Genomic DNA, 23,674 nt, shown 5'->3' with positions numbered 1-23,674 from the left:
ACAGTGGGTTTAAAAGGGATATCCTATCCCAAAATTGAATACTGTTTGGCCTTTGACTCCAAATGGGGACCTAAATGAGATGTTGTCCAAAACCCAGCGTTCCCCCTCTGGATTTGCAGGATCGATGGCCTTGGTGGCTAAATCCAATCGAATTACTAAGAAATCAAAGTCCATTCGAAGCCCGATACCAGAACCTACAGCTAGCTCTTTGTAAAATCTATTAAATCTGAAGTCTGATCCGGGTCGAGAAGGATCATTTCCAATCATCCAAGAGTTACCTACATCTATAAAAAGTGCTAAGTCAAAATAGCCGATCAAATTTCGGCGGTATTCAAGCATACTTTCCAAAATCATCTCCGCTGGCTGCTCAGTTGTAAAGCGATATTCTTCATTTGGAAGTCTACCTGGATTATAGCTTCCTGGCCCTAATCGCCTTGCTTGCCAAGCACGAATGCTGGTACCACCTCCCGCAAAAAAGTATTTTTCATAAGGTAGAATACCCGCACTGACTCCGTAAGGCTGGGCTACGCCAAAATTGAGACGGTAGGCAAAAGTTTGTTTTTGGTTGACGGGGTAATATCGTCGGAAATCAATTTGACCTTTGAGCCATTGAAAATTAGCGTATTCAATCCCTTCCTCATTATTATTTCTGACATTGAAAAAATTTAGGGTCGTTCCCCCACTTTCCCCAAAGACACGCAGGAGGGAGGCTTTTCTGGAGTTGAAGTCCCCGTATTTATTGAAATTGATGATTGTTTGTCCTGAAATACTCGAAATGAAGGATGGAAGAAAAGACCAAATCAAATTATTTCCTTGGGCCTGAAGATCCGATAGAATTCCTACAAATTCATCTTGGATTTTGGGAGTTCTGATGTAGTTCAAATCGGCCGCATTGATCGTGAATACCTGCTTGTTGCTTCGCGTCGCCCAACTATATGAAAGCAAGCCCGTGATCGCATTTCGCGTGTATTCGGGCCTATTGGTGTGGTTAAATCCGAATTGAACTCTGGAATTGGGGTTGAATCTTCCGTATTTCTGAAGTGACCTAGGCGCAAATGGAATCAGAAACCTTGGAAAGATTACAGAAACAGACGTATTGACTTCGTTGCTTTGGTAAACCCCTTGACCGGTAGCTGATGCAACACCCTCTAATCCTGCTCTAAAATTGAATTCCAAAATTTCTCCTGCCCGGAAAAAGTTTCTGTTTCGAAGTGCTGTACTGAAAAATGGTCCAGGCAATTGTTCAGTCACCGTAACCCCAAGCTGGTTGGTTAATTGGTACTTTTGATTGGGTTGGGTAAATATTTTTGCTGTTAGCGAGGTGCCAAGAGTGTCAAATGTGATATTAACAAATCTGAAAAGATCGAGATTACTCAATAGCCTTTGAGTTTCAATTGCCTTCGTTCGACTATAGGGAGAGCCTTTTTGCAATAAAATCCGTGAAGCCAATACCTTGGCGGAATAGCGATCTCGGTAAAATGAAAAATCTATTTCTCTGAATTTCTCCTGAATCTGTCTATCCGCAAACTCTTCACTTGGGGGATTGATTCGAAATAAGATAGAATCCAAGGTATAGACTTGGTGTCTCTCTGCAAAAGTTGGTTTCTGGATGACCTGCTCCAACTTTATGGTTTTAGCCGAAGTGTCTTGATATGCGAAATAGTTGATATAGGACTTTGAGAACATGTAAAACCCATTGTTTTTCAATAGGTCCTCAATTCTTGTACGTTCTTCGATGATAAGGTCTTGATTGTAAGGTTGTCCAGCTTGGATCAAGGATCGGTTTTGGGAAGAATTTAGAAGTTGAATAATGGCCGGATTATCAGTTCGGGTATAGACTGAGTCCAAAACATAGAGACTATTTTCCTCGATCTGAAAGTCTACAAAAGCCTTCTTTTTCTTCGTCTGCACTTGATACTGAACATCCCCTTCGAAAAATCCATGATTCACCAAATAGCCTTTCATGTTATTGACCGTTTTTTGGGTCAGTGTGCTATCCAAAATAACCAAAGGGTTCCCGGTTCGCATCAGGCCATTTCCATATTCCAGCTTTTTTTCAAGACTTTGGATTTTGGTCGATAGTTTATAAATCTTCTTTTCAAGCTTTGGAGATTCTCCGAGAGTATCCAAGGCAGAATTTAAGCTTTCTAATTCGGATCTATTTTCCTGAAGCGAAGTGGAGGTTTTCTCACGATCGTAAAAATTTTCTCCAAGATTATAAATTAATACACCTGCTGAAATCCCTAAAAGTCTTGTGTTTGACTCCTGATCAACCAATTCGAAAAGTGCTTCTTTAGAAACCTTATCTGTCCCAGAAATCGTGTTTTCATAGACCACAAACTGATTTGGACCTAGATTTCTTGTCACAGAGCATGCACCAATTATCCAAAGCAGCGAGATAAAAAGTATATATTTGAGGGATTTCAATTGGAGAATTTCTAAGGGATGCTGAGCAAAAATACGGTTAAGTTTATAAAATCCTTACATCAAAAAAAATACCGAAACGAGACGGGAAAGTTCTTTGTAGAAGGAGAGAAAAGCGTTTTGGAGTTATTGGATTCAGATTATTCTGTGGATTTGCTGGTGGTCACCGAGGAATTTGCCGACCGTCACTTTTCGGTATTGAAAAATTATTCTGGAGAGCTGATAGAGGTGACTCAAAACCAATTAGAGCAATTGGGACAGTTTCAAAGTAATAATGCGGCTTTAGCGGTTGCGACATGTAAATCTAATCAGTCATTTGAGGTACAGGAAGACGAGTTGATTATCGCTTTAGCAGACGTTCGGGACCCAGGTAACTTGGGTACGATTATTCGTATTGCCGATTGGTATGGAATCAAAAAACTCGTCTTTTCTCCAAATACAGCTGAATTCTACAATCCAAAAGTCTTACAGGCATCCATGGGGTCATTTACACGGGTGTCATTTTTTTATGAAGACTTAGCTCAAGTTTTCAATCGCTGGAAACTACCGGTGTATGGAGCGTATTTGGGCGGAAAGAGTATTCATTCCCTTGTCAAAACTTCACCTGGAGTTATTTTGATGGGAAATGAATCGCACGGAATTCCAGAAACTTTGGAATCAAGTGTTACTCAAAAAATTACCATTCCGGGATTTGGAAAGGCGGAATCACTGAACGTTGCCATTGCCACTGCCATCCTCTGCGATAACTTCAAACGACTGCTTTCCTAATGAATAATCGACTTTTTAAAACGCTTCAAAAAGTTGGGATCAATGGATTTCTTCTTGGGTTGTTCGCAGCTATTGCACTAGCAGCTTGGGTTCCAGAGGTAGGTTCGTCTCAATCGGGAATTCCTTGGAAGCCGATTATCAACCTAGGGATAGCTTTGGTTTTTTTCTTTTATGGAGTAAAGCTCAATCCAGTTCAATTAAAGGAAGGATTGACTAATTGGCGATTGCACTTGATGATTCAAAGTGCCACCTTTTTGTTCTTTCCTATTTTGGTTTTGGTGTTGAAGAATATCACTCCTTGGATTGAGGATGATTTTCAGCTTGGGATTACCTATTTGTCAGCGCTGCCTTCCACAGTGAGTGCTTCAGTAGTGATGGTTTCCATCGCAGGGGGAAATCTTCCCGGAGCAATTTTTAATGCAAGTATTTCAAGTCTGTTGGGGGTCATACTCACGCCTGCATGGATGGGGATTTTGGCGAATGGAGTAGGAGGAGAGCTTGATTTTTGGTCGACTTTAGGAGAGCTTACCCTCAAAGTTATTTTCCCTGTCACTTTGGGAGTACTTTGTCATGGTTGGTTATTCCCTAAGTTGAAAGATTTCTTGCCGAGGTTAAAGTATGTGGATCAGACCGTAATCATGATCATCGTATTTACTTCATTTTCAGACTCGTTTCAACAACAAATTTTTTCCAGCTATGCGGTTTCAACTTTGCTGAGTGTTGCATTGACGATGTTAGGAATTTTTCTTTTGGTTTTAATCATTCTCTCTGTTCTAGGGAAAGCATTTCGATTTTCCCTTCAGGACCGAATCACCACGCTTTTTTGTGGGTCAAAAAAGTCTCTTGTTCATGGCGTGGTGATTGGAAAAGTCATTTTTCCGAATGCCGCAACCTTAGGTTTGGTATTGTTGCCAGTAATGCTGTATCACATCCAACAACTCATCCTAGGTAGCATTCTTGCAGGCTATATCGGAAGGAATTATTCAGAAGAAAAAAAATGAAATCTTAAAGGTGTTTTACTGCTAAAGCGGCTACCAACTGAATATATTCTTGTGTGGCAACTTCTTTAGATTTTCCTTTTTGTGTTAGCCAAGCATTGAATTTTGCAGCGGCTTTGAAGTCAAAACCTCCTGGTCGTTCGCCTTCATTATCTCCTTCTGTAGCTTGTTTGTATAAGCCGTACAGCTTCAAGAGTTCTTCATTCGTTGGTCTTGAAGTAAATTTTTGAGTAAGAGCAACCGCTTCTTCTATCGTGTTCAGATTCATAATTTGAAAACTCTGATGTCAATTTTAGTTTCCAAAAATGCAGCCAAAAGTTGAAAACACAATTTGACTAAAAACAAAAAAAGCCAGCAAACGCTGGCTTTCATACTATATGTCAATTTTACCGCTTGTTCATGCTTACGTAGTCACGTTCAGTAGCACCAGTGTAAACTTGACGAGGACGACCGATTGGTTCGCCATTTTCTCTCATTTCTTTCCACTGAGCAATCCAACCTGGGAGACGACCTAAGGCAAACATTACAGTAAACATATCTGTTGGAATTCCCAATGCTCGATAGATGATGCCAGAATAGAAGTCCACGTTTGGATAAAGTTTTCTTTCTACGAAATACGGATCGTTCAACGCTGCATATTCCAATTCTTTTGCAATGTCCAAAACTGGATCTTTTACTCCTAATTTTTCCAATACATCATCTGCAGCCTTTTTGATGATTTTTGCACGTGGGTCAAAATTCTTATAAACTCGGTGTCCAAATCCCATCAATCGGAATGGATCATTTTTGTCTTTTGCTTTGTCCAAATATTTCTTCGCGTCACCGCCATCAGCTTTGATCGCTTCGAGCATCTCAATCACGGATTGGTTTGCTCCTCCATGAAGTGGGCCCCAAAGCGCATTGATTCCTGCAGAAATGGATGCATAAATGGAAGCTTGGGAAGAACCTACAATTCGAACAGTAGAGGTTGAACAGTTTTGCTCGTGGTCAGCATGAAGGATAAGAAGTGCGTCCAATGCCTTAGAAACAATCGGATCAACTTCATAACGCTCTGCCGGCAAGGCAAACATCATTTTTAGGAAGTTTGAGCAGTAGTCCAATGAATTATCAGGATAGTTCACTGGATGTCCCATCTTGTTTTTATAAGCCCAAGCTGCAAATGTTGGCATTTTGGCGATCAAACGAATGATGCTCAAATTGATTTCGTCCTCAGTTCGATTTGGATTTAACGAATCTGGGTAGAATGCTGAAAGGGAGCAGATCAAGGAAGAAAGAACACCCATTGGGTGAGCATTGGAAGGGAATCCATCCAAAATCTTCTTAATGTCCTCGTGAACTAGTGTATGATAGGTGATTTGCTTGGTAAAGTCTTCGTACTGTGTTTGAGTCGGAAGCTCTCCATAAATTAATAAATAAGCTACTTCAATGAAAGATGATTTCTCAGCCAAATCTTCAATTCGATACCCGCGGTATCTGAGGATGCCCTGTTCCCCGTCCAAAAAAGTAATTGAACTGGTTGTTGATCCCGTGTTTTTGAAGCCAGAATCAAGGGTGATTAATCCTGTTGCGCCTCTTAGCTTGGAAATGTCTATAGCTGGTTCATTTTCTGTACCGGTGATTACCGGGAATTCAAATTCCTGTCCTTTGTAGATCAATTTGGCGGAGTCAGACATATATCGTTAGTGTTTGGATTTTTATAAAGTTAAAAACTATAAAATCGGCCTTAAGTTAATAAAAACGACCGTTTTTTGAATATTTTATTACATAAGAGCTTTTATATTTATTTAAAGCTCAAAGCATTTTTGAGTTCAGTTTCTAATTTATTGATCCTGAACCATTTTACATTTTTGTCTCCTATTAGTGGAGTTCCAAGGGAAGTATTTTAGAAAAAAAGCCCCGAAGGGCTTATGGTTAATCGCAGAAATGCTCAAATACTTCGACCAAATGGTCTCCAATCATTTTTGCATTTCGACCTTCGATATGGTGTCTTTCGATGAAGTGTACTAGTTCTCCATCTTTGAACAAGGCCATTGCAGGGGAAGAAGGAGGGTAGGGAAGTACCAGCTCTCTAACTTTCGCTACTGCATCACGGTCATTTCCAGCGAAAACAGTTGCAAGAGTACTTGGCTTTTTTGCGGCATGCTCCAAGGCATATCGAACTCCAGGTCTAGCTGCTCCTGCAGCGCATCCACATACTGAATTGACAACCACAAATGTGGTCCCTTTATGATTTGGGCCAAGATGTTCTGCTACTTGATCTTCGGTTCTAAATTCTTGGAACCCTACATTTGTTAATTCTGCTCGCATTGGAGCAATTAAATCCTCTGGGTACATATCCTATATTTTTTAATTTTTAAAGAAATCCTAATTCTAATTTTGCGGCTTCAGACATCATATCCTGAGAATAAGGAGGATCAAAAGTGACTTCTACTTCCACATTATTGATTCCTTGAATCTGTTGAATTTTATCTTTCACCTCAGTAGGTATAAATTCTGCGGAGGGGCAATTGGGAGAGGTCAAGGTCATCTGTACATACACATTATTTACTGGATATACAGTAATCTCATAGATAAGTCCCAATTCATATACATCAACGGGAATTTCAGGGTCATACACTTGCTTGATTGCCATGACCACTTTATCCCTCAAGTTTTCTACTTGCCCGGTGCTTTCCGATTTTTCAGCTGTCTCCATATCAGGCGTTTTGCTTGGTTTGAAAGGCGATTGCGTAAAGTTTCATTTGCTTGATCATGGCAGCTAGCCCATTTGATCGTTGACTTCCTATGATTCCTCCCATTCCGATTCGATCCAAGAAAAACAAATCAGCATCCAGAATTTCTTGAGGACTTCGGTAGTTCAAAATTCGAATTAAAAGTGAAATCAAACCTTTGGTAATGTCAGTATTTGAGTCTGCTGAATATTCGATTTTACCCTCCTTTTCCTGGGCAGTTAACCACACTTTGGATTGACATCCTTTAATGATGTTTTCTTCAGTTCGATCTGATTCCGGAAAGGGAGCCAAACTCGATCCGAGCTCCATAATGTAAAAAATGGTTGACTCCTTATCATCTCCAAGAATTTCAAATTCGGAGATAATTTCATTTTGGATTTGGTGAATGGTACTCATTTGTTTTTAAAGCTAGCAATTCGGGCAACCGCCTCAGCAAAGGTCTCAATTTCTGATTTGGTATTATAAACTGCAAATGACGCGCGAACAGTTCCCTCAAGTCCAAAACGTTTCATAAGTGGTTGGGTACAATGGTGTCCAGTCCGCACGGCAATCCCTCTAGCATCTAGCATTTGTCCTACATCGAAAGGGTGCATTTGTGCAATGTTGAAGGATAGCACAGATACTTTTTCCTTTGTTGTCCCAACTGGGATAAAGCCTTTTACTCCCTCCAATAAGGAATTGGCATAGTTGAGTAAAGAATCCTCATGCGCTCGGATTGCCGGCTTGCCCAAAGATTTAATAAAGTCCAATGCGGGATTAAAGGCAATTACATCACCGATATTTGGAGTGCCTGCCTCAAATTTGAATGGGATTTCGTTGTAGGTCGTTTTTTCAAAGGATACTTCCTTTATCATTTCTCCACCGCCAAGAAAGGGAGGCATTTCCTCCAAGATTTCTCGTTTTCCATAAAGGATTCCAAGTCCGGTAGGCCCATAAAGTTTATGCGCAGAGCAAACCAGAAAATCACAGTCCAAATCTACTACATCAATATCCAGGTGGGAAGTCGATTGTGCTCCATCTAGGAGAACTTTGGCGCCAAATCGGTGTGAGGCCTCAATTATTTTTTTGACTGGATTGATCGTTCCTAATGCATTTGAAGCATGAACAATACTGACCAGTTTTGTTTTATGGCTTAATAATTTTTCAAACTCATCCCAAATCAGTTCTCCAGAATCAGTTATCGGAATAACCTTCAAATTCGCTCCATTTTCTTCGCAGAGCATTTGCCAAGGAACAATATTGGAGTGATGCTCCATTGTGGAAATGATAATTTCATCTCCTTTTTGGATAAATTTTCGCCCAAATGTTTTGGCTACAAGATTAATCCCTTCTGTGGTACCTTTGGTAAAAATCACCTCAGCTGACTCCCGTGCGCCTAAAAAATCACGAACCGATTCACGTGTTTCCTCAAAATACCTAGTAGCTCGATCAGCTAATGCATGGGCTCCTCTGTGAATATTAGAGTTATCCGTTTCGTAATAGTTTTTTAAGGATTCAATTACTGCAATAGGCTTTTGGGTCGTTGCAGCATTATCAAAATAAATCAAGGGCTTGCCATGTACTTCTTGGTGAAGAACTGGAAACATGCCCCTGATTTGAGATATTGGTAAGCTCATGATGTTAGAATTTGCTACCCAATCTTTCTTGAATTAGAGATTCAAGGTAAGATTGAAAGCTTTCTACTTCTACTTTCTCTAAGACTTCTCCCACAAATGCGTATAAAAGGAGACCTTTTGCATTGGTTTTGTCGATTCCTCTTGCCTGAAGATAGAAAAGTGCTTCTTCGTCTAATTGTCCAACGGTACAACCATGGGAGCATTTGACATCGTCCGCCCAAATTTCAAGCTGTGGTTTGGTATTGATGATGGCGTCTTCTGAAAGAAGAATATTGTTGTTCTGCTGAAAGGCATTGGTTTTTTGGGCATCCTGCCTTACAAAGATTTTACCGTTGAATACACCTCGGCTTTGGTCAGCTAGAATTCCTTTGTAAAGTTCATTCGATTCAGCATGAGGAATAGTATGGTCAACGTTGGTATGGTTATCCACATGAGTTTTGCCATTGAGCAAGTAGATGCCATACATATTACCTTCAGAATTACTTCCTAATAAATTTAAGCTTAGATTATTCCTAACCATATCTCCAGTCAGGGACACAGTAACTGCAGTAAATCTTCCATCTTGCTGAATATCAGTTTCGATATTGCTGACTTCTATGCAGTTTCTTGACTCATTCTGAACCCTATAATAATTCAGGATTGAGTTTTGTCCACCCTTAATTTCAACCACTCGGTTTACAAAATAGGAATTATCCGAAACGCTGATTGATTGTTCAATAAAGGTAGCCTCTGCAAAATCTCCCGCTTCGATCCAAACTCGAGGTTGAATTACTTTTCCATCTTCTTCTTTGTGAAAAGAAAGCAATAAGATGGGCTGTTCAACTTTGGTTTTCTTTGGAATAGAAATAAAGACTCCCTCTTGAAATGTGGCTTGATTTAAGGCACTAAAAGGATCTTTGTTTGCTTTAGCGATACTTCCAATTTCATCCGATTGATCAGATAACCTGCCAATATTCACTCCATCAGGAAGGTCTGAAAGTTCCTCGAGGAAAAAGCCATTACTGAATACTAAGATTTTTCCTTCGAAACCTTCATGTACCGAAGATTTTACCATTTTAGGTGTGACTGAAAAGGCCTTAGCAGGCTTGAAAGTACCAATCGAACTTTCAAGTTTCTTAGTAATCGAAGTGAATTTATATTCTTCGGCTTTTAAGGCAGGTAACCCTTGGGTATTAAAGGCAACTAAGGCCTCTTTTCGTAAGTTTTGGAAATTCTCAGGGCTAGCAGCAACCAAGCCTGTTATTGTATCTTGTAGGGTCAAGGTACTCATGGTAGTTGTTGGTTATAGATTAAAGTGCTGTTGCAGAATCAACTTCTTCTTTGATCCAATCGTATCCTTTTTCCTCCAGTTCAAGGGCAAGCTCCTTAGTTCCGGATTTTACAATTCTACCTTTATATAAAACGTGAACATAGTCTGGGACAATGTAATCCAGCAATCGCTGATAGTGGGTAACCACAATTGTAGCCGTTTTGTCAGACTTCAATTTATTAACTCCATTGGAGACAATTCGAAGTGCATCAATGTCCAATCCGGAATCAGTTTCATCCAGAATGGAAAGGGTAGGCTCCAACATTGCCATTTGGAAAATTTCGTTTCTTTTTTTCTCTCCACCCGAAAAGCCTTCGTTAAGTGATCGAGAAAGTAGTTTTTGGTCAATTTCTACCAAAGACATCTTTTCTTTCATCAGGGAAAGAAATTTGACAGCATCCAGTGCTGGAAGGCCTCTATATTCTCTAACTTGGTTTAGGGCAGTTCTTAGAAAGTTTGTAGAAGATACACCAGGAATTTCCACTGGATATTGAAAGGCTAGAAAGATACCTTCTCTAGCTCGATCTTCAGGAGCCATTTCCAAAAGCTCCTTACCTTGGAAAGTTACCTCTCCGTCAGTGACTTCATATTCTTCTCTTCCGGCTAAAACAGAGGCTAAAGTAGATTTACCAGAACCATTTGGTCCCATGATTGCATGGACTTCTCCTGCTTTTACTTCAAGATTTATTCCTCTAAGGATAGGAGTACCTTCAATAGATGCGTGAAGATTTTTTATAGATAGCATAACTTGATAATTAACAAATGGAAGTTTTTTTCACTTTTGATGAAATTAGGTTGAAAATCAAATTCTGACCTCAACTTTAAAAGCGAAAGGGAGGCTGTGCAACAGCCTCCTGAATGATTTTATCCGACGGATCCTTCTAGGGTAAGTGCAAGAAGTTTCTGGGCTTCAACTGCAAATTCCATAGGCAACTGATTCAATACCTCTTTTGCATAGCCATTTACAATGAGTGCTACAGCATCTTCAGTAGAAATTCCTCGTTGGTTGCAATAGAATATTTGATCCTCTCCAATTTTGGAAGTGGTGGCTTCATGTTCCACTTTTGCAGTAGAATTTTGAATATCGATGTATGGGAACGTATGTGCTCCACATCGATCGCCCATTAGAAGGGAATCACATTGAGAAAAATTCCTAGCATTGTCAGCCCGTTTCATTACTTGAACTTGGCCTCTATAGGAATTTTGAGATTTTCCAGCTGAAATACCTTTTGATACAATTCGAGACTTGGTGTTTTTTCCAATATGAATCATTTTGGTCCCTGTATCTGCCTGCTGATAGTTATTGGTAACAGCTACTGAATAAAATTCTCCAATCGAATTGTCACCTTTGAGAATACATGAAGGATATTTCCAAGTAACAGCAGAACCTGTCTCTACTTGTGTCCAAGAAATTTTTGAATGGTCACCTGCACAAATTCCTCTTTTCGTTACGAAGTTGTAAATACCGCCTTTTCCTTCTTTATCACCTGGGAACCAGTTTTGAACCGTTGAGTATTTTACCTCTGCATGTGCACCAGCATAAATTTCAACAACTGCTGCGTGAAGCTGATTTTCATCTCTCTGAGGTGCGGTACACCCTTCTAAATAAGAAACATAGGAAGAATCATCCGCGATAATTAGAGTTCTTTCAAACTGACCCGTATTTGCCGCATTGATTCGGAAATAGGTGGATAATTCCATAGGACATCTAACGCCTTTTGGAATATAACAGAATGAACCATCAGAGAATACAGCTGAATTTAACGCTGCATAATAATTGTCAGTCATTGGGACTACTGAACCCAAGTATTTTTTTACAAGCTCAGGATGTTCTTTTACTGCCTCGCTGAAAGAACAAAATACAATTCCCAATTTTCCAAGGGTATCCTTGAAAGTGGTTGCCACAGATACAGAGTCTAAAACTGCATCCACTGCGATACCTTGAAGTCTTTTTTGCTCATTTAAAGAGATGCCCAAACGTTCGTAAATTGCCAAGAGCTCAGGATCTACTTCATTTAGACTTTTAGTCTTTTTCGCTTGCTTGGGAGCAGAATAGTATTTTAGAGCTTGGAAATTGACTTTAGGATAATGGACATTAGCCCATTCCGGTTCAGTCATAGTTTGCCAAGTTTTAAAAGCTTTTAACCTCCATTCCAAAAGCCACTCTGGTTCCTCTTTTTTGGAGGAGATCCATCTGATAATATCTTCATTAAGACCAGCTGGAGCCTCATCAGTTTCATAATTTACTGACCAGCCGTGCTCGTAATCTTTCGAGGTTAATTCTTCTAAAATTTGATTGTCTTTGCTCATGTGCTGAGTTATTTAGACTAATTACATTTTGATTGCGAAGGTACAACAATAAATGAAAAAAATATGTTCGAGATCATTCTAAAAATCTATCGCTTATTTGATTTTTTAGAAATAAAGGACTTTGATTTTCTCTTATTCGATATTTCATCAATAAAAAAAAGCTCATGGTCAGATGAGCTTTTAGATCGATACTTGAATTTCTTGACTAATTCTGTTAATTAGATTTAATCCAAATAATATTATTTTTCCTTCCCGAAAAACTGAATTGGTCTATTAATACTTTCCTCAAGAACGATCAAAGTTTCTGTCCTGTCGATACCATCTACCTTTTGTATTTGATCCAGGACTAATCTGAGGTGATTGGTATCTCTACAAATGATTTTTGCAAAAATGGAATAGTTGCCTGTGGTATAATAGGCGCTTACTACCTCTGTAATTTCTTTGAGTTTTTCGATGACATTATCATATAGGCTACTCTTCTCAAGGTAGATTCCCAAGAAGGCTGAGATATCATAGCCCAATTTGGAAAAATCTATGTTTAATGTCGCACTTTTCACAATCCCCATGTCTTCGAGTTTTTTCATGCGTACGTGTACTGTGCCTGAGGAGACAAATACTTTTTTCGCAATTTCAGTATATGGGGTCTTAGCGTCTTCGTTAAGAAGCGAAATGATTTTTAGATCAATGTTATCAATATCTAAAATTTTATCCATTTTTTTTGGGCTATTTTGGATGATCGTCAATGAAACGGAGGGTAAATTAGAGTTTGTTCAAAATATTGCAAAATTTTTTTTTCAATTTGTAATTTTTACCAAAAAGCATTTACTTTGACCCATTCGATATCAGGCGAATAAAAGTTTGAAAAATAACCCTTGTTATTAGTATTTGTTTCGAACTTTAATGATTAGCCGAATATTTGACTTATTACAAGAAAAACTTTTAATCTCTAAAGTTATATTTGGGTTTATATTCTGAAAAGGGTCTTGCTTCTGGCAAGACTTTTTTGTTTTCATCCTTTTCGAAATTTAATGTCCAGATTTTCAGAAATAAAATGCATTTTTCTTTGCACAAGATATTTTTAGATGTATTTTTGGATATCAAAGCCATGAAAAAGCATTTCATACATATCGCTTCAGCAATTCTTATCATCCTCTCCGGGATTTCAATGCCTGTTTATGGTAATGAAATACTGAAAGATGATAACTTAGTAATCAGGGCTTTTGAAGCTGAGAATTCAGAAGATTTATCCTCTAGTTGGAAAGCATCTGAGGATTTTTTAAAACTCATTGATTCTTATTCTTCCTTCATTTTCAGAACTAAAAAGAGTCAAACCATTGAAAAAGTTAACTTTGTATTGGAGGTTAATTCTTTCGGAAGAATCGTAGGATTTGAATTGTTGAATGAAGCAGATAAAGGTTTAAAAGAAAGATTAGATTTTGTAATCAGACAATTGCCCGATTTTCAGCCTGTTTTGGGAGCATCAAACTTCAAACCTGAAAAACTCGAAGTTATAATTCAAAAATAAGAGACCGGTTTCGGTCTTTTTTTTTAAGCGGTTGCCAAGCCACATCCTTCATTTTTAAATTTAGGCAACCAACCTTCAAATTCATGTATAAGTTTCTCTTTGTAATTTTCGTGTTTTGCGCGTCTTTATCTGTCAGCGCTCAAGTAAAAGATTTCCATAAGGAAAGGCTTTTCCCAGAAAAAAATACAGAATCAAAATTTTATACGGTATCAGGGCAAAGGCATGGTCCTTCCTTTTTTAAAAAAATCCATTTCCCTGAGGTTGAATATGCTCCCTCAGAAAGGTTAACTTTTGATAAGTATCATACCGTTGATGTCATGTACCATTGGTACGAAAAATGGGCAGAGCAATATCCTGAGATTGTGGATTTATATGTTATTGATTATTCATTTGAAGGAAGACCTATTTATCAAATGACTATAACCAACAAAAAAACAGGAAAAGATACCAATAAGCCAGCGGCGTACTTTGAAGGCGGTAGACATTCGGGTGAGATTACTTCAAGTGAGTCGATTCTTTGGTTGACCCAATTCCTATTGGAGAATTATAACAAAGATCCTGAAATAACGGCTTTGATTGATTCAAAAGCCATTTATCTCAGACCTCAGAATAATCCAGATGGTTCAAATATGTATTTGTTTACTGAACAGCGTAATCGAAGTACTGTTAAGCCAAATGATACAGATCGAGATGGTCTTATTGATGAAGATCCAGAGGAAGATTTAGATGGAGATGGTATAATTTACCAAATGAGAAAGAAGGCAGTTACTGCTGATGAAAAAGAAAAGGCAAATTTTATAATAGACACCAAAGATCCCAAGGGTAGATTGATGAAGCGTACCTTCCCTGGAAAAGGGGATTATTTAATGTACACAGAAGGAATTGACAATGATGGGGACGGATCCTATAATGAGGATGGGGTTGGAGGATTGGATTTACATCGAAACTACCCAGAAAACTGGAGACCTAATTCGGGAGGTGATTTGACAGGTCGGGGATATACTCAATTCGGCGCTGGAGAATATCCATTAAGTGAAGTTGAAACTCGGTCTACTGCATTATGGGTGCTTAGTCATCCCAATATCTCGGTAGTAAATTCGATGGATACCCGAGTTCCTATGCATTTAAGACCACCTTCAACTTCCAAAGCGGAAGAAAGAATGTATCCTCAAGATTTGGAGATTTACAAAGAAATGGATCAGTTGGGATTGTCTTACACTGCTTATCCTTGGGCAGGTGATGTTTATGAAACCTATGCTACTCGATATAAGGTGAATTCAATGACTGGTGATCCTTTAAAACCTGAACCCTTATTCGGTCATGGTCCTGATTTTGGTTATTTCTACTATGGTAGCATTTGGTATGGTGATGAATTGTGGAATAATGGAGCGATGAAGGATTATGATGGAGATGGGATTTACGACGATTACGACGGTCTCATGTGGGATGATGAGGAAAACGGAGGCAAAGGATTTAAACCATGGACTAAATTCAATCACCCAATATTGGGTGAAGTTGAACTAGGTGGCTTTCACCCTAAATTTTTTGGACAAAATGGCCCTCCTTGGCAACTTGAAGATTGGGCGAAAAAGCAGGCTTTGTTTAACCTAGCCATGGCAAAGCGACTTCCTCAGTTAACAATTGCAGATTTGAATGTTAAAAAGCTAAGTGGTGGGGAATTTGAAATAACCATCAAATGGGTCAATTCCGGTCAACTTCCTGTAGCCTTGGAACAAGCTAAACTGGTGAAAATTGTTCAAGAGGATCGAGTATCACTCGATTTCGAAAAAGAGCTAACCAAAGGTTATGAGGAGGCAAAAGTTAAAATCATTTCTCCTTCATTATATGATAAGACCATTTATGCCGGTTATACAGGAGTGGGCGAAACGAAGACTGCAACATTTAGAGTCCAATTAAATGGGGTAGAATCGGTAAAGGGTAAAATTAAACTCTCTTCCACCCGTGGAGGATATTTTGAAAAGGAATTTACGCTTGATTAATAAGTAAGGTAGAAGTATGCAAAATTTGAAAAAGTGGGCTTGGGTAATAGGGGTTTTGTTTTTTATTCCCGCGACGTTTGCGCAACAAAAACGCTCCCTAACCCACAATGATTATGATCAATGGGAAAGCCTCACCTCTGAAAAAATTACCAAAAATGGTCAATACGCGGGTTACCAGATTAATCCTCAAGAAGGTGACGGAAGGGTGGAAATTTTTCCTATAAAAAACCCGAGTCAAAAAGTGATCATTTCAAGGGGAACAGGTTTCCTTTTTTCGCACGACGATTTATATGCTATTGGAAAAATTTCTCCCCAAAAGGATTCTGTCAGGGTCTTAAAATTGAAAAAGAAAAAAGGGGACGATTTGCCCAAAGACAGTTTGTTTATTCTGAGTCTTTCTTCAGGCAAAATTGAAAAATTAGCCCGTGTAAAGTCCTATGCAATGCCAGCGGAAAAGGGAAATTGGCTAGCGATTTTATTTGAAAAAGAAACTTCAAAGAAAGAAGTAGCCAAAGATTCAGTAAAATCCTCAGTTGACTCTCTTGCGAAGGTTGAAAAGCCAAAGAAAACAGATGGCACCAGACTACTAGTCCGGTCTTTGGATGGGGTGAAATCTTGGGAGTTTGATCGTGTTAAATCGTATAGTTTTTCTCCCAATGGGGATTTTCTACAGTATACCTTAGCAGAAGAAGAAAAAGAGGACAATGCTGCGGTTTATCTATTGAGTCTTTCGAGCGGGGAAAGTCAACTGGTCCATGAGAAAATGACCACTTATTCCAATGTGACATTTTCACCTCAATCCTCAACCCTGGCATTCATTTCAACAGATGATTCCTTGAAGGCAAAGAAACCGGAGCACACCTTATATATATATACTATTTCCAAAGGCGCCTTTTCAACTCAAATTAATAAGTCTAGCCTTGGTTTATCTAATTACCGAATTAGTCCTGATCGAGGTTTGCGATTTTCGGAGGATGAATCACGACTATTTTTTGGAATAGCTCCAGATTACAAAGATTTTGCTTACGAATCCGATACGACAATTTTGGAGGAGGAAAGAGTCAGTTTGGATATCTGGGGCTGGCAAGATGCTGAAATACAGCCTATGCAGTTAATAAATAAGGCAAGTGAGGAGAGAAAGACGTATTTAACGACGATTGATCTTCGGGATTTTTCGATTGCCCAGCTTGGTACTCCAGAAATAGAAGATGTAGCATTGGAAAATAAAATCACCAAAGACTTTGCTTTGGCTTGGACTGATTCACCTTACAGGCGCAATTACAGTTGGGATATTCAAATTGGTCGAGATCTATATTTGGTAGATTTCAAATCAGGTACAAAAACACTGATAGAAAAAAATGTCTCTGGAACACCCAGACTCTCTCCATCAGGGAAGTATGCTTATTGGTATGATTCAAGGGATAGTTCTTGGGTAGCAACTGACATTCCGTCTAATACCAAAATTAATCTGACTAAAAATCTTCCAGTCTATTTTCACGATGAGCTTCATGATTCTCCGTCCTTACCCGGAAGCTATGGGGCTGAAGGTTGGTTAGAAGATGATGCAGCCATTCTTATTAATGATCGATATGATATTTGGAAAATCGATCCAAAGAATCCTGCTGCAGCTGTTAACCTTACTATGGGAATAGGACGAAAAGATCACCTAACCTTCAGGAGGGAAAGTTTAAAGCCCGATGAAACCTCCATCGACCCGAATGAAGAATTGATTCTATCAGCGTTTAATGAAGAGACGAAGGAAAGTGGTTTTTACAGCACGAGCTACAATGGAAATCAGATTCCCAAAAAGTTGATTCTTTCCGCTCATCGGTATTTTGGCTTGATAAAAGCGAAGGAAAGTAAACAGGTTTTGGTTCGTCGGTCTACCTATCAGGAAAATCCTGATCTGTTTATTTCGGACTTAAGTTTCAAATCACTCTCGAAGGCCTCCCATCTAAATCCTCAGCAATCTGAGATCAAATGGGGAAGTGCGGAATTAGTTTCTTACTTAACGAATGATGGGACTCCTTTACAGGGGCTTCTTTTCAAGCCTGAAAATTTTGATCCTGAAAAGAAGTATCCAATGATGGTCTATTTTTACGAGCGAAGCAGCGACACTTTCCACAATTATCGAGCTCCAGCTCCTAGTCGATCGACCATTAACATACCTTACTTTGTAAGCAATGATTACTTAGTATTTGTCCCTGATATCAAATATGATCTTGGATTACCAGGACCTAGCGCCTATGATTGTATCATTCCAGGGGTTCAGGCAGTAATTGCAAAAGGAGGTGTAGATACTGAAAATATGGCGATTCAGGGTCAAAGCTGGGGAGGATATCAGGTAGCTTATCTGATTACAAGAACGAATATGTTTAAAGCTGCTGGGGCTGGTGCTCCAGTTGTAAATATGACTTCTGCCTATGGAGGTATTCGATGGGGGACAGGGATGAGTAGAATGTTTCAATACGAGCAGACTCAATCCAGAATAGGGGGGACCTTGTGGGAAAAGCCACTTTATTATCTGGAAAATTCTCCCTTGTTTACTATGGATCGAGTTCAAACTCCTGTTTTAATCATGCATAATGATGCTGATGGCGCTGTGCCTTGGTATCAGGGTATAGAGATGTTTATGGCCTTAAAAAGATTGAATAAGCCAGCATGGTTGCTTCAATACAATGGCGAAGATCATAATCTTACTCAACGAAAGAATGCCAAAGATTTATCCATCAGATTAAGTCAGTTCTTTGATCATTATCTGAAAGGTGCTCCAGCGCCTCTTTGGATGACGGAGGGTCTCCCGGCAGTTGAAAAAGGAAGGACACTCAAATATGAGTTAGAAAACTAAATGAAAAGCCCCGAATTTGAATAGTTCGGGGCTTTTTTGATTTGACTAAACAGCTACAGGGGCTTTGATATGGGGGTGTGGATCATAGTTTACTAATTCAAAGTCTTCATAGTTAAATTCAAAAATATCTTTAACCGCAGGATTGATTTTCATGGTTGGGAGCGGGCGGATTTCCCTACTAAGTTGTAATTCAGTCTGTTCTAGGTGATTTAAATAAAGATGAGCGTCACCAAATGTGTGAATAAATTCACCTGGTTCTAAATCGCAAACTTGGGCTACCATCATGGTAAATAAAGCATAGGAAGCAATGTTAAATGGAACGCCTAAGAAAACATCCGCGCTTCGCTGATACAATTGACAGGAGAGTTTACCATCGGCGACATAAAACTGGAATATTGTATGGCAAGGTGGTAAAGCCATGTGATCAACATCTGCTACATTCCATGCACTGACGATGTGTCTACGACTGTCAGGTTTTGTTTTAATCTGATGAATCAGGTTTTTGATTTGATCGATTTCTCCACCTTTTCCGTCAGGCCAATGTCTCCACTGATAGCCATACACAGGACCAAGGTCTCCATTTTCATCTGCCCATTCATCCCAAATTGACACCCCGTTTTCCTTGAGCCATTTAATGTTGCTATCACCTTTCAAAAACCACAGCAACTCAATAATAATCGATCTCAAATGGAGTTTTTTGGTGGTCACTACTGGAAATCCATCTGCCAAATTGAATCGCATTTGATGTCCAAAAATCGAAATTGTGCCTGTTCCTGTTCGATCTGTTTTCTTAACTCCTTCTGCGAGAATTCGCTTCATCAAGTCGTGATATTGCTGCATAGTATGGTTGATTTACTCGGATGGCAAGTTAAGGAATCGAAGAAATTAAAAACATTCTTTTCTCCTTTGATCTTTTAAAAGTTAATTCAAAACTTGAAATACAACTCAAGAAATTCGATCTATGTCCCACCGGTCCTATTCATTTTTGACACTTGGTTTAGGGCTAGGTTTGACCCTGTTACTTCTGATTTTTAGGCCTTCAGTAAGTTTCAATTATGATTTCGAACATTTTTTTCCGCAGGATGATGAGGATTTGGGTTTTTACCAAGAGGTTTATGAAAAGTCCTTTGGTAGCGATAATGACTATCTTTTGCTGGCTATAGGTAACCCAAACGGGGATTTATTCGACTTGAATTTTCTTTCTCAGGCAGACCGACTTGCTGAGTCCCTTGGATCTTTAAGTGGAGTCGATACCCTCATTTCAGTTTTTGACTTGGAGCTTCCTCTTGTTTCTACTTTTGGAATTCAATATTACCCTGTTCTTGATTGGACAACTGGAGAAAGACTGATTAGATCTAAAGAAAGGCTATCACAATTCTATGGTTCTTTGATTGCTAAAGATGGAAGTAGTTTTCTTTTTTTGGTTCAAAATAATCCTGATTTAAGCAAGGAAGAGGGAGACGACCTTTATGATGAAATTAGGAAGATCTGTTTAAAAGCAGGAATCCATCCTTTGGCTGTTGCTGGGAAAATACAAACTCAAGGAGATTTTGTGGATTTGATGCAACAGGAATTTGGACTGTTTTTGGGTTGTTCACTGGCTCTGATGCTCCTTTTGCTGATTTTTATTTACAGAAAAGCTTGGGGGATTATCGTTCCAATAGTGGTTTTGTTAATCGGGATTTTATGGTCTTTTGGCTTGATTTTAATGGCCGGCAAATCCTTAGATATCATGTCGGTCATGCAGCCAACTATTTTTCTGATTGTGGGATTAAGTGCTCTTATTCATTATTTCACTTTTCTAATCAAGTCCTTAAAAGAAGGATATTCTAAAGCCGAGGCGATTCAATTGACGTTTCGAGAATTGAATTTACCGGTAGGCTTAACCATCTTCACCACTTCCCTTGGATTTCTCTCCCTTTATTTCACTTCCATTCCGGCTTTGAAATCTTTTGGGCTCTGGACTGGATTAGGGGTTATTGTAATGTATTTGGCACTGGTGGTTTTAACTCCAGGTTTGTTGTATCTCTTTTCCATTTCTTCTCCAAGAAATGCCGTAATTTCAAAGACAGACCTTCAGTTACGGATTGGTTTTCAGGAAATTATACAACACAGAAAACCAATAGCTTTTTCTTTTTTGATTCTTTCTTTAGCAGGGATATTTCTAGGATCCAAGGTTCAAATCAATGGATTTCTCTTAGATAATCTCCCTTTAAATCATCCGATTCAACAGGATTTTGCCTATTTCGACCAACATTTTGGAGGGTCTAATCCCTTGGAGTTATATCTAGAGAAAGGAACATCAGCAACCAATTTATTGGATTTTAAAGTTCTTTTGGAAATCGAAAAAGTCGAAAAAAAGCTCAGTGAATTAATTGGGGGAGGGGATTTTGTTTCTCCCTTGGGCTTTGTGAAAATCCTCAACCAAGCACAAAATCAAGGAAATCCTAAAGGGTTTCGAACACCTTCCCAAGGACAATATTTAAGAATGCGTAGTTACTTCACTTCTGCCTTGGATTTTCAACAACCAAAAGTACTTTCAGAAGATCTTCAATCCGGACGAATCAGTGGGCGAGCGCCTGATTTTGGAAGCTTGAAAATGGGGGAAATTCGACAAGAATTTTTGGCTTTTGTAGCTAAAGAAATTAACCCAAACCTTCTCAAAGTTCGCTGGTCAGGTACTGCCTACTTGATTGATCGAGGCCATGAATCGGTATCAATTCAAATGATCAAAGGACTCGGGTTAGCTTTTGTACTAGTTGGATTAATCGCAGGTGTACTCTTTAAATCTTGGAAAATGGCTTTGGTTCTATTGATTCCCAATGTCATTCCCTTGGTTTGGATGTTTGGATTGATGTGGATAATGGGGATTGAGTTAAAGTTGACTACAGCGATTCTTTTTACAGTTGCGTTTGGGATTGCTGTGGATGATACGATTCATTTTATGTCCAAACTCCATCTGGAACTTAGGAAGGGGAAAAGCTTTCACTATGCGGTCAAACGAACATTTATGGAAGCAGGTAAAGCCATGATTTTGACCACCGTTTGTTTGGTCTCAGGATTTGGGCTATTGATTTTCAGTCAATTTGGAGTTACCCATTTTACAGGTTTGTTGATTAGTTGTTCGCTGATATTTGCCTTATTGGCAGATTTACTTTTATTACCCGTCCTTCTTTTTCCTCTTGGGCGGTATTTGGGAAAAATCAAAGCTCCATCCCATCCCAACGAAAAGTAGCTGAAACAGGGTAATGGTCTGAATAATCCACCTCTCGGTGAGTGTTAAATTGAGTGGGAATTAGGCTTGGGGTTGAAAAAATATGGTCGATTCTGAGAAAGAATAGGACTCGATTGTAGGTAAATCCAAATCCTCTTCCGGCTACTTCAAAGGCATTTTTGAGTTTCTCACTCAACTTAAAATAGGCATAGGAATACGGCAATTCATTTAAATCCCCCATAAAAATAACTCGATGAGGGCTATTGCTGAGATGCTCAAATAGGATAGAAAGCTGTTGTGCTCGAGCTAAACTTCCCCGATGAAGTTTTCCCAAAGTTTGTCTGTAGACTTCTTTGACCTCCTCGTAATTATCCAAGGATTCGGCAGGTATGGCCATCGATTGAAGGTGGACATTGTAGATTCTCAGCGTATCATTTCCTACTGTAATGTCTGCAAAAATTGCCCCATTACTATGCCTGGTGTCAAAAACCACTCCTTTATTGATGATAGGGTATTTTGAAAAAATGGCCATTCCGTAAGATCTCTTTTGAGGCTTCCCATCCACTACATGATAGAAGTAGTCATTTTTTCCTTCTTGGGAAAGAATTCGGATTGCGTTTCTACCCGCAGAAGTAGGGTCTTGATAAAACTCTTGAAAAACTTTGATATCCGCTGGATGATCTGAAAGCCAAGAGAAAACATTGGTGTCAAAAGATCCTGTGGTCTTTCGTTTGTAGTCAAATAAGTGGGCATTGTAAGTCAATACTTTCAGCCCTTCATTTTCAGTAGTTTTTGGATTGAATTGAAAGGTTATGCTCAAAAATTTATAACCGATCAACAGAGCAATTAAGGGAAAAAGTGCCGCTCTTCGCCAAGCTAAAAGCAAAACTCCCAAGAGAAAAATGTTAACAATAATCACTGCAGGAATCAAAAATGGAAGAAGCCCCGCGTAGGGAAAAATCTCTGGCGATATATAGACACTTCCAAAAAGGCAAAGTGAAAGAAAAAATGTAATTCCAGCGATTAGTTTCATGTATGATCAATACTTAAAATGCCTTTTCGGAAATGAATCAATGTCATTTAAATCATTTCTTTTCAGCATCAAACGGAGAAGTGAAGTTCCAGTTGGCTAAAATAGAACCCTTTTCTTATTTCCAGAAATCATGCCCTAGATTGATTCTTTGATTGAATATCTTTGCATCATTCCATTAAAATTTCCGTAATTACCCTAGAAACAAACCAATCATCACATCGGAATATGAAGAAATCATTTACACTCAGCACGTTGATGCTTTTGTTTTCCCTTCTTTTTTCCTGCCAAAATAAAAGTTCAGAAACAGCGGAATCAGAAAGTACGGTAGAAACAGAAACTACGGCATCTGAAGAAGAACAAAGACCGAGTCCACTTGAGGTTAAGGACGGATCTATTGGTTCCAAAACCATCAAAGTGCAATACGGTTCTCCTGCAGTAAAAGGTCGTGCCATTTGGGGAGACTTAGTTCCTTATAATGTGGTCTGGAGAACAGGCGCAAACGAGGCGACGTTCATTGACATTCCTCAGGATATCACTGTCGAAGGTCAAAATCTTGCCGCTGGAAAGTATTCTCTATTCACTATTCCAAAAGAAAATGGAACCTGGACAGTAATTTTTAACTCCGATTGGAATCTTGAGCATGGTCATTTTCAGTATGATGAGAAAAATGATGTGCTACGAGTGGAGGTTTCACCAACTTGGGAAGAAACTTCCTCGGAACGCCTTTCGATCGATATTGAATCCCCTGGCCTTGTAATCCGTTGGGAGAAACTGAAATTACCGATAAGTATTCAATAATGAATCTGAAATCCCCGATAGCCATCGGGGATTTTTTTTATTCTCCTCAGAAAATTTGTTAGATTTCGTTTGAAGGAGTTTAACCCCTTCGACTCTTTT

The 23,674-nt window shown here is 39.0% G+C and carries 20 protein-coding genes; 7 read left to right on the top strand and 13 right to left on the bottom strand.

Annotation, left to right across the window (positions count from 1 at the left end):
- Positions 1–9: 9 nt before the first annotated feature.
- Positions 10–2,427: a translocation and assembly module lipoprotein TamL gene (tamL, locus tag AO498_RS14275; protein WP_082792251.1), complete on the bottom strand. Its 2,418-nt coding sequence runs from the start codon at positions 2,425–2,427 to the stop codon at positions 10–12.
- An 18-nt stretch (positions 2,428–2,445) separates the two neighbouring features.
- On the opposite strand from tamL, the gene AO498_RS14270 reads away from it, so the two are divergent.
- Both AO498_RS14270 and AO498_RS14265 read left to right on the top strand, forming a co-directional pair.
- A complete protein-coding gene (locus tag AO498_RS14270) occupies positions 2,446–3,192 on the top strand; it encodes a TrmH family RNA methyltransferase (protein ID WP_067549103.1) in 747 nt (248 codons plus the stop codon).
- Complete coding sequence (locus AO498_RS14265; protein ID WP_067549100.1) at positions 3,192–4,193, top strand: bile acid:sodium symporter family protein; 1,002 nt, start codon at positions 3,192–3,194, stop codon at positions 4,191–4,193. Before AO498_RS14270 ends, AO498_RS14265 begins: the two co-directional genes overlap by 1 nt.
- Before the next feature lie 4 nt (positions 4,194–4,197).
- Here the strand turns inward: AO498_RS14265 and AO498_RS14260 are convergent, their stop codons facing one another.
- The 10 genes from AO498_RS14260 to AO498_RS14215 all read right to left on the bottom strand — a co-directional run bounded on the left by AO498_RS14260 (position 4,198) and on the right by AO498_RS14215 (position 12,870).
- On the bottom strand, positions 4,198–4,458 hold the full coding sequence (locus AO498_RS14260) for an acyl-CoA-binding protein (RefSeq protein ID WP_067549097.1): 261 nt from the start codon (positions 4,456–4,458) through the stop codon (positions 4,198–4,200).
- A 118-nt stretch (positions 4,459–4,576) separates the two neighbouring features.
- On the bottom strand, positions 4,577–5,863 hold the full coding sequence (locus tag AO498_RS14255) for a citrate synthase (RefSeq protein ID WP_067549094.1): 1,287 nt from the start codon (positions 5,861–5,863) through the stop codon (positions 4,577–4,579).
- A 238-nt stretch (positions 5,864–6,101) separates the two neighbouring features.
- Entirely contained in the window at positions 6,102–6,524 is a 423-nt protein-coding gene (locus AO498_RS14250) for a BrxA/BrxB family bacilliredoxin (protein ID WP_067549091.1), read from the bottom strand.
- A 19-nt stretch (positions 6,525–6,543) separates the two neighbouring features.
- Positions 6,544–6,885: an iron-sulfur cluster assembly protein gene (locus AO498_RS14245; protein ID WP_067549088.1), complete on the bottom strand. Its 342-nt coding sequence runs from the start codon at positions 6,883–6,885 to the stop codon at positions 6,544–6,546.
- Position 6,886: 1 nt separating this feature from the next.
- Positions 6,887–7,318 (bottom strand): SufE family protein, encoded by a 432-nt coding sequence (locus AO498_RS14240; RefSeq protein ID WP_067549085.1) that lies wholly within the window; start codon positions 7,316–7,318, stop codon positions 6,887–6,889.
- On the bottom strand, positions 7,315–8,538 hold the full coding sequence (locus AO498_RS14235) for a cysteine desulfurase (protein WP_067549082.1): 1,224 nt from the start codon (positions 8,536–8,538) through the stop codon (positions 7,315–7,317). The genes AO498_RS14240 and AO498_RS14235 overlap by 4 nt, the downstream gene beginning before the upstream one ends.
- Before the next feature lie 4 nt (positions 8,539–8,542).
- Entirely contained in the window at positions 8,543–9,808 is a 1,266-nt protein-coding gene (sufD, locus tag AO498_RS14230; RefSeq protein WP_067549079.1) for a Fe-S cluster assembly protein SufD, read from the bottom strand.
- Positions 9,809–9,827: 19 nt separating this feature from the next.
- Positions 9,828–10,592, bottom strand: coding sequence for a Fe-S cluster assembly ATPase SufC (sufC, locus tag AO498_RS14225; protein ID WP_067549076.1), 765 nt, complete (start codon positions 10,590–10,592; stop codon positions 9,828–9,830).
- 119 nt (positions 10,593–10,711) lie between these two features.
- Positions 10,712–12,157: a Fe-S cluster assembly protein SufB gene (sufB, locus tag AO498_RS14220; protein ID WP_067549073.1), complete on the bottom strand. Its 1,446-nt coding sequence runs from the start codon at positions 12,155–12,157 to the stop codon at positions 10,712–10,714.
- A gap of 239 nt (positions 12,158–12,396) precedes the next feature.
- Entirely contained in the window at positions 12,397–12,870 is a 474-nt protein-coding gene (locus AO498_RS14215; protein WP_067550525.1) for an Lrp/AsnC ligand binding domain-containing protein, read from the bottom strand.
- Positions 12,871–13,262: 392 nt separating this feature from the next.
- Here AO498_RS14215 and AO498_RS14210 point away from each other — a divergent pair, with 392 nt between their 5' ends.
- The 3 genes from AO498_RS14210 to AO498_RS14200 all read left to right on the top strand — a co-directional run bounded on the left by AO498_RS14210 (position 13,263) and on the right by AO498_RS14200 (position 18,530).
- Positions 13,263–13,682: a hypothetical protein gene (locus tag AO498_RS14210; RefSeq protein ID WP_148660250.1), complete on the top strand. Its 420-nt coding sequence runs from the start codon at positions 13,263–13,265 to the stop codon at positions 13,680–13,682.
- An 83-nt stretch (positions 13,683–13,765) separates the two neighbouring features.
- On the top strand, positions 13,766–15,682 hold the full coding sequence (locus AO498_RS14205) for a M14 family metallopeptidase (RefSeq protein WP_067549067.1): 1,917 nt from the start codon (positions 13,766–13,768) through the stop codon (positions 15,680–15,682).
- A 16-nt stretch (positions 15,683–15,698) separates the two neighbouring features.
- Complete coding sequence (locus AO498_RS14200; RefSeq protein WP_067549064.1) at positions 15,699–18,530, top strand: S9 family peptidase; 2,832 nt, start codon at positions 15,699–15,701, stop codon at positions 18,528–18,530.
- A 45-nt stretch (positions 18,531–18,575) separates the two neighbouring features.
- Here the strand turns inward: AO498_RS14200 and AO498_RS14195 are convergent, their stop codons facing one another.
- Positions 18,576–19,370 carry a thymidylate synthase gene (locus AO498_RS14195; RefSeq protein WP_067549061.1) on the bottom strand — a complete coding sequence of 265 codons (795 nt, stop codon included), beginning with the start codon at positions 19,368–19,370 and terminating at the stop codon, positions 18,576–18,578.
- 121 nt (positions 19,371–19,491) lie between these two features.
- On the opposite strand from AO498_RS14195, the gene AO498_RS14190 reads away from it, so the two are divergent.
- Positions 19,492–21,765 (top strand): efflux RND transporter permease subunit, encoded by a 2,274-nt coding sequence (locus AO498_RS14190; protein ID WP_067549058.1) that lies wholly within the window; start codon positions 19,492–19,494, stop codon positions 21,763–21,765.
- Here the strand turns inward: AO498_RS14190 and AO498_RS14185 are convergent.
- Complete coding sequence (locus AO498_RS14185) at positions 21,734–22,777, bottom strand: endonuclease/exonuclease/phosphatase family protein (RefSeq protein WP_067549056.1); 1,044 nt, start codon at positions 22,775–22,777, stop codon at positions 21,734–21,736. The two genes, AO498_RS14190 and AO498_RS14185, sit on opposite strands and share 32 nt — an antisense overlap.
- Positions 22,778–23,002: 225 nt before the next feature.
- On the opposite strand from AO498_RS14185, the gene AO498_RS14180 reads away from it, so the two are divergent.
- Positions 23,003–23,575, top strand: a complete 573-nt coding sequence (locus tag AO498_RS14180) for a DUF2911 domain-containing protein (RefSeq protein ID WP_067550523.1) — start codon at positions 23,003–23,005, stop codon at positions 23,573–23,575.
- The last annotated feature ends 99 nt before the right edge of the window (positions 23,576–23,674 follow it).

It is taken from the genome of Algoriphagus sanaruensis (assembly GCF_001593605.1).
GTDB lineage: Bacteria > Bacteroidota > Bacteroidia > Cytophagales > Cyclobacteriaceae > Algoriphagus > Algoriphagus sanaruensis.
The sequence above is the reverse complement of the archived record's forward strand: the minus strand, read 5'-3'. Positions and strand labels throughout refer to the sequence as shown.

Coding starts and splice junctions, on each gene's coding strand:
- AO498_RS14270 (WP_067549103.1), top strand. CDS start 2,446: ATGCTGAGCAAAAATACGGTTAAGTTTATAAAATCCTTACATCAAAAA.
- AO498_RS14265 (WP_067549100.1), top strand. CDS start 3,192: ATGAATAATCGACTTTTTAAAACGCTTCAAAAAGTTGGGATCAATGGA.
- AO498_RS14260 (WP_067549097.1), bottom strand. CDS start 4,458: ATGAATCTGAACACGATAGAAGAAGCGGTTGCTCTTACTCAAAAATTT.
- AO498_RS14255 (WP_067549094.1), bottom strand. CDS start 5,863: ATGTCTGACTCCGCCAAATTGATCTACAAAGGACAGGAATTTGAATTC.
- AO498_RS14250 (WP_067549091.1), bottom strand. CDS start 6,524: ATGTACCCAGAGGATTTAATTGCTCCAATGCGAGCAGAATTAACAAAT.
- AO498_RS14245 (WP_067549088.1), bottom strand. CDS start 6,885: ATGGAGACAGCTGAAAAATCGGAAAGCACCGGGCAAGTAGAAAACTTG.
- AO498_RS14240 (WP_067549085.1), bottom strand. CDS start 7,318: ATGAGTACCATTCACCAAATCCAAAATGAAATTATCTCCGAATTTGAA.
- AO498_RS14235 (WP_067549082.1), bottom strand. CDS start 8,538: ATGAGCTTACCAATATCTCAAATCAGGGGCATGTTTCCAGTTCTTCAC.
- sufD (WP_067549079.1), bottom strand. CDS start 9,808: ATGAGTACCTTGACCCTACAAGATACAATAACAGGCTTGGTTGCTGCT.
- sufC (WP_067549076.1), bottom strand. CDS start 10,592: ATGCTATCTATAAAAAATCTTCACGCATCTATTGAAGGTACTCCTATC.
- sufB (WP_067549073.1), bottom strand. CDS start 12,157: ATGAGCAAAGACAATCAAATTTTAGAAGAATTAACCTCGAAAGATTAC.
- AO498_RS14215 (WP_067550525.1), bottom strand. CDS start 12,870: ATGGATAAAATTTTAGATATTGATAACATTGATCTAAAAATCATTTCG.
- AO498_RS14210 (WP_148660250.1), top strand. CDS start 13,263: ATGAAAAAGCATTTCATACATATCGCTTCAGCAATTCTTATCATCCTC.
- AO498_RS14205 (WP_067549067.1), top strand. CDS start 13,766: ATGTATAAGTTTCTCTTTGTAATTTTCGTGTTTTGCGCGTCTTTATCT.
- AO498_RS14200 (WP_067549064.1), top strand. CDS start 15,699: ATGCAAAATTTGAAAAAGTGGGCTTGGGTAATAGGGGTTTTGTTTTTT.
- AO498_RS14195 (WP_067549061.1), bottom strand. CDS start 19,370: ATGCAGCAATATCACGACTTGATGAAGCGAATTCTCGCAGAAGGAGTT.
- AO498_RS14190 (WP_067549058.1), top strand. CDS start 19,492: ATGTCCCACCGGTCCTATTCATTTTTGACACTTGGTTTAGGGCTAGGT.
- AO498_RS14185 (WP_067549056.1), bottom strand. CDS start 22,777: ATGAAACTAATCGCTGGAATTACATTTTTTCTTTCACTTTGCCTTTTT.
- AO498_RS14180 (WP_067550523.1), top strand. CDS start 23,003: ATGAAGAAATCATTTACACTCAGCACGTTGATGCTTTTGTTTTCCCTT.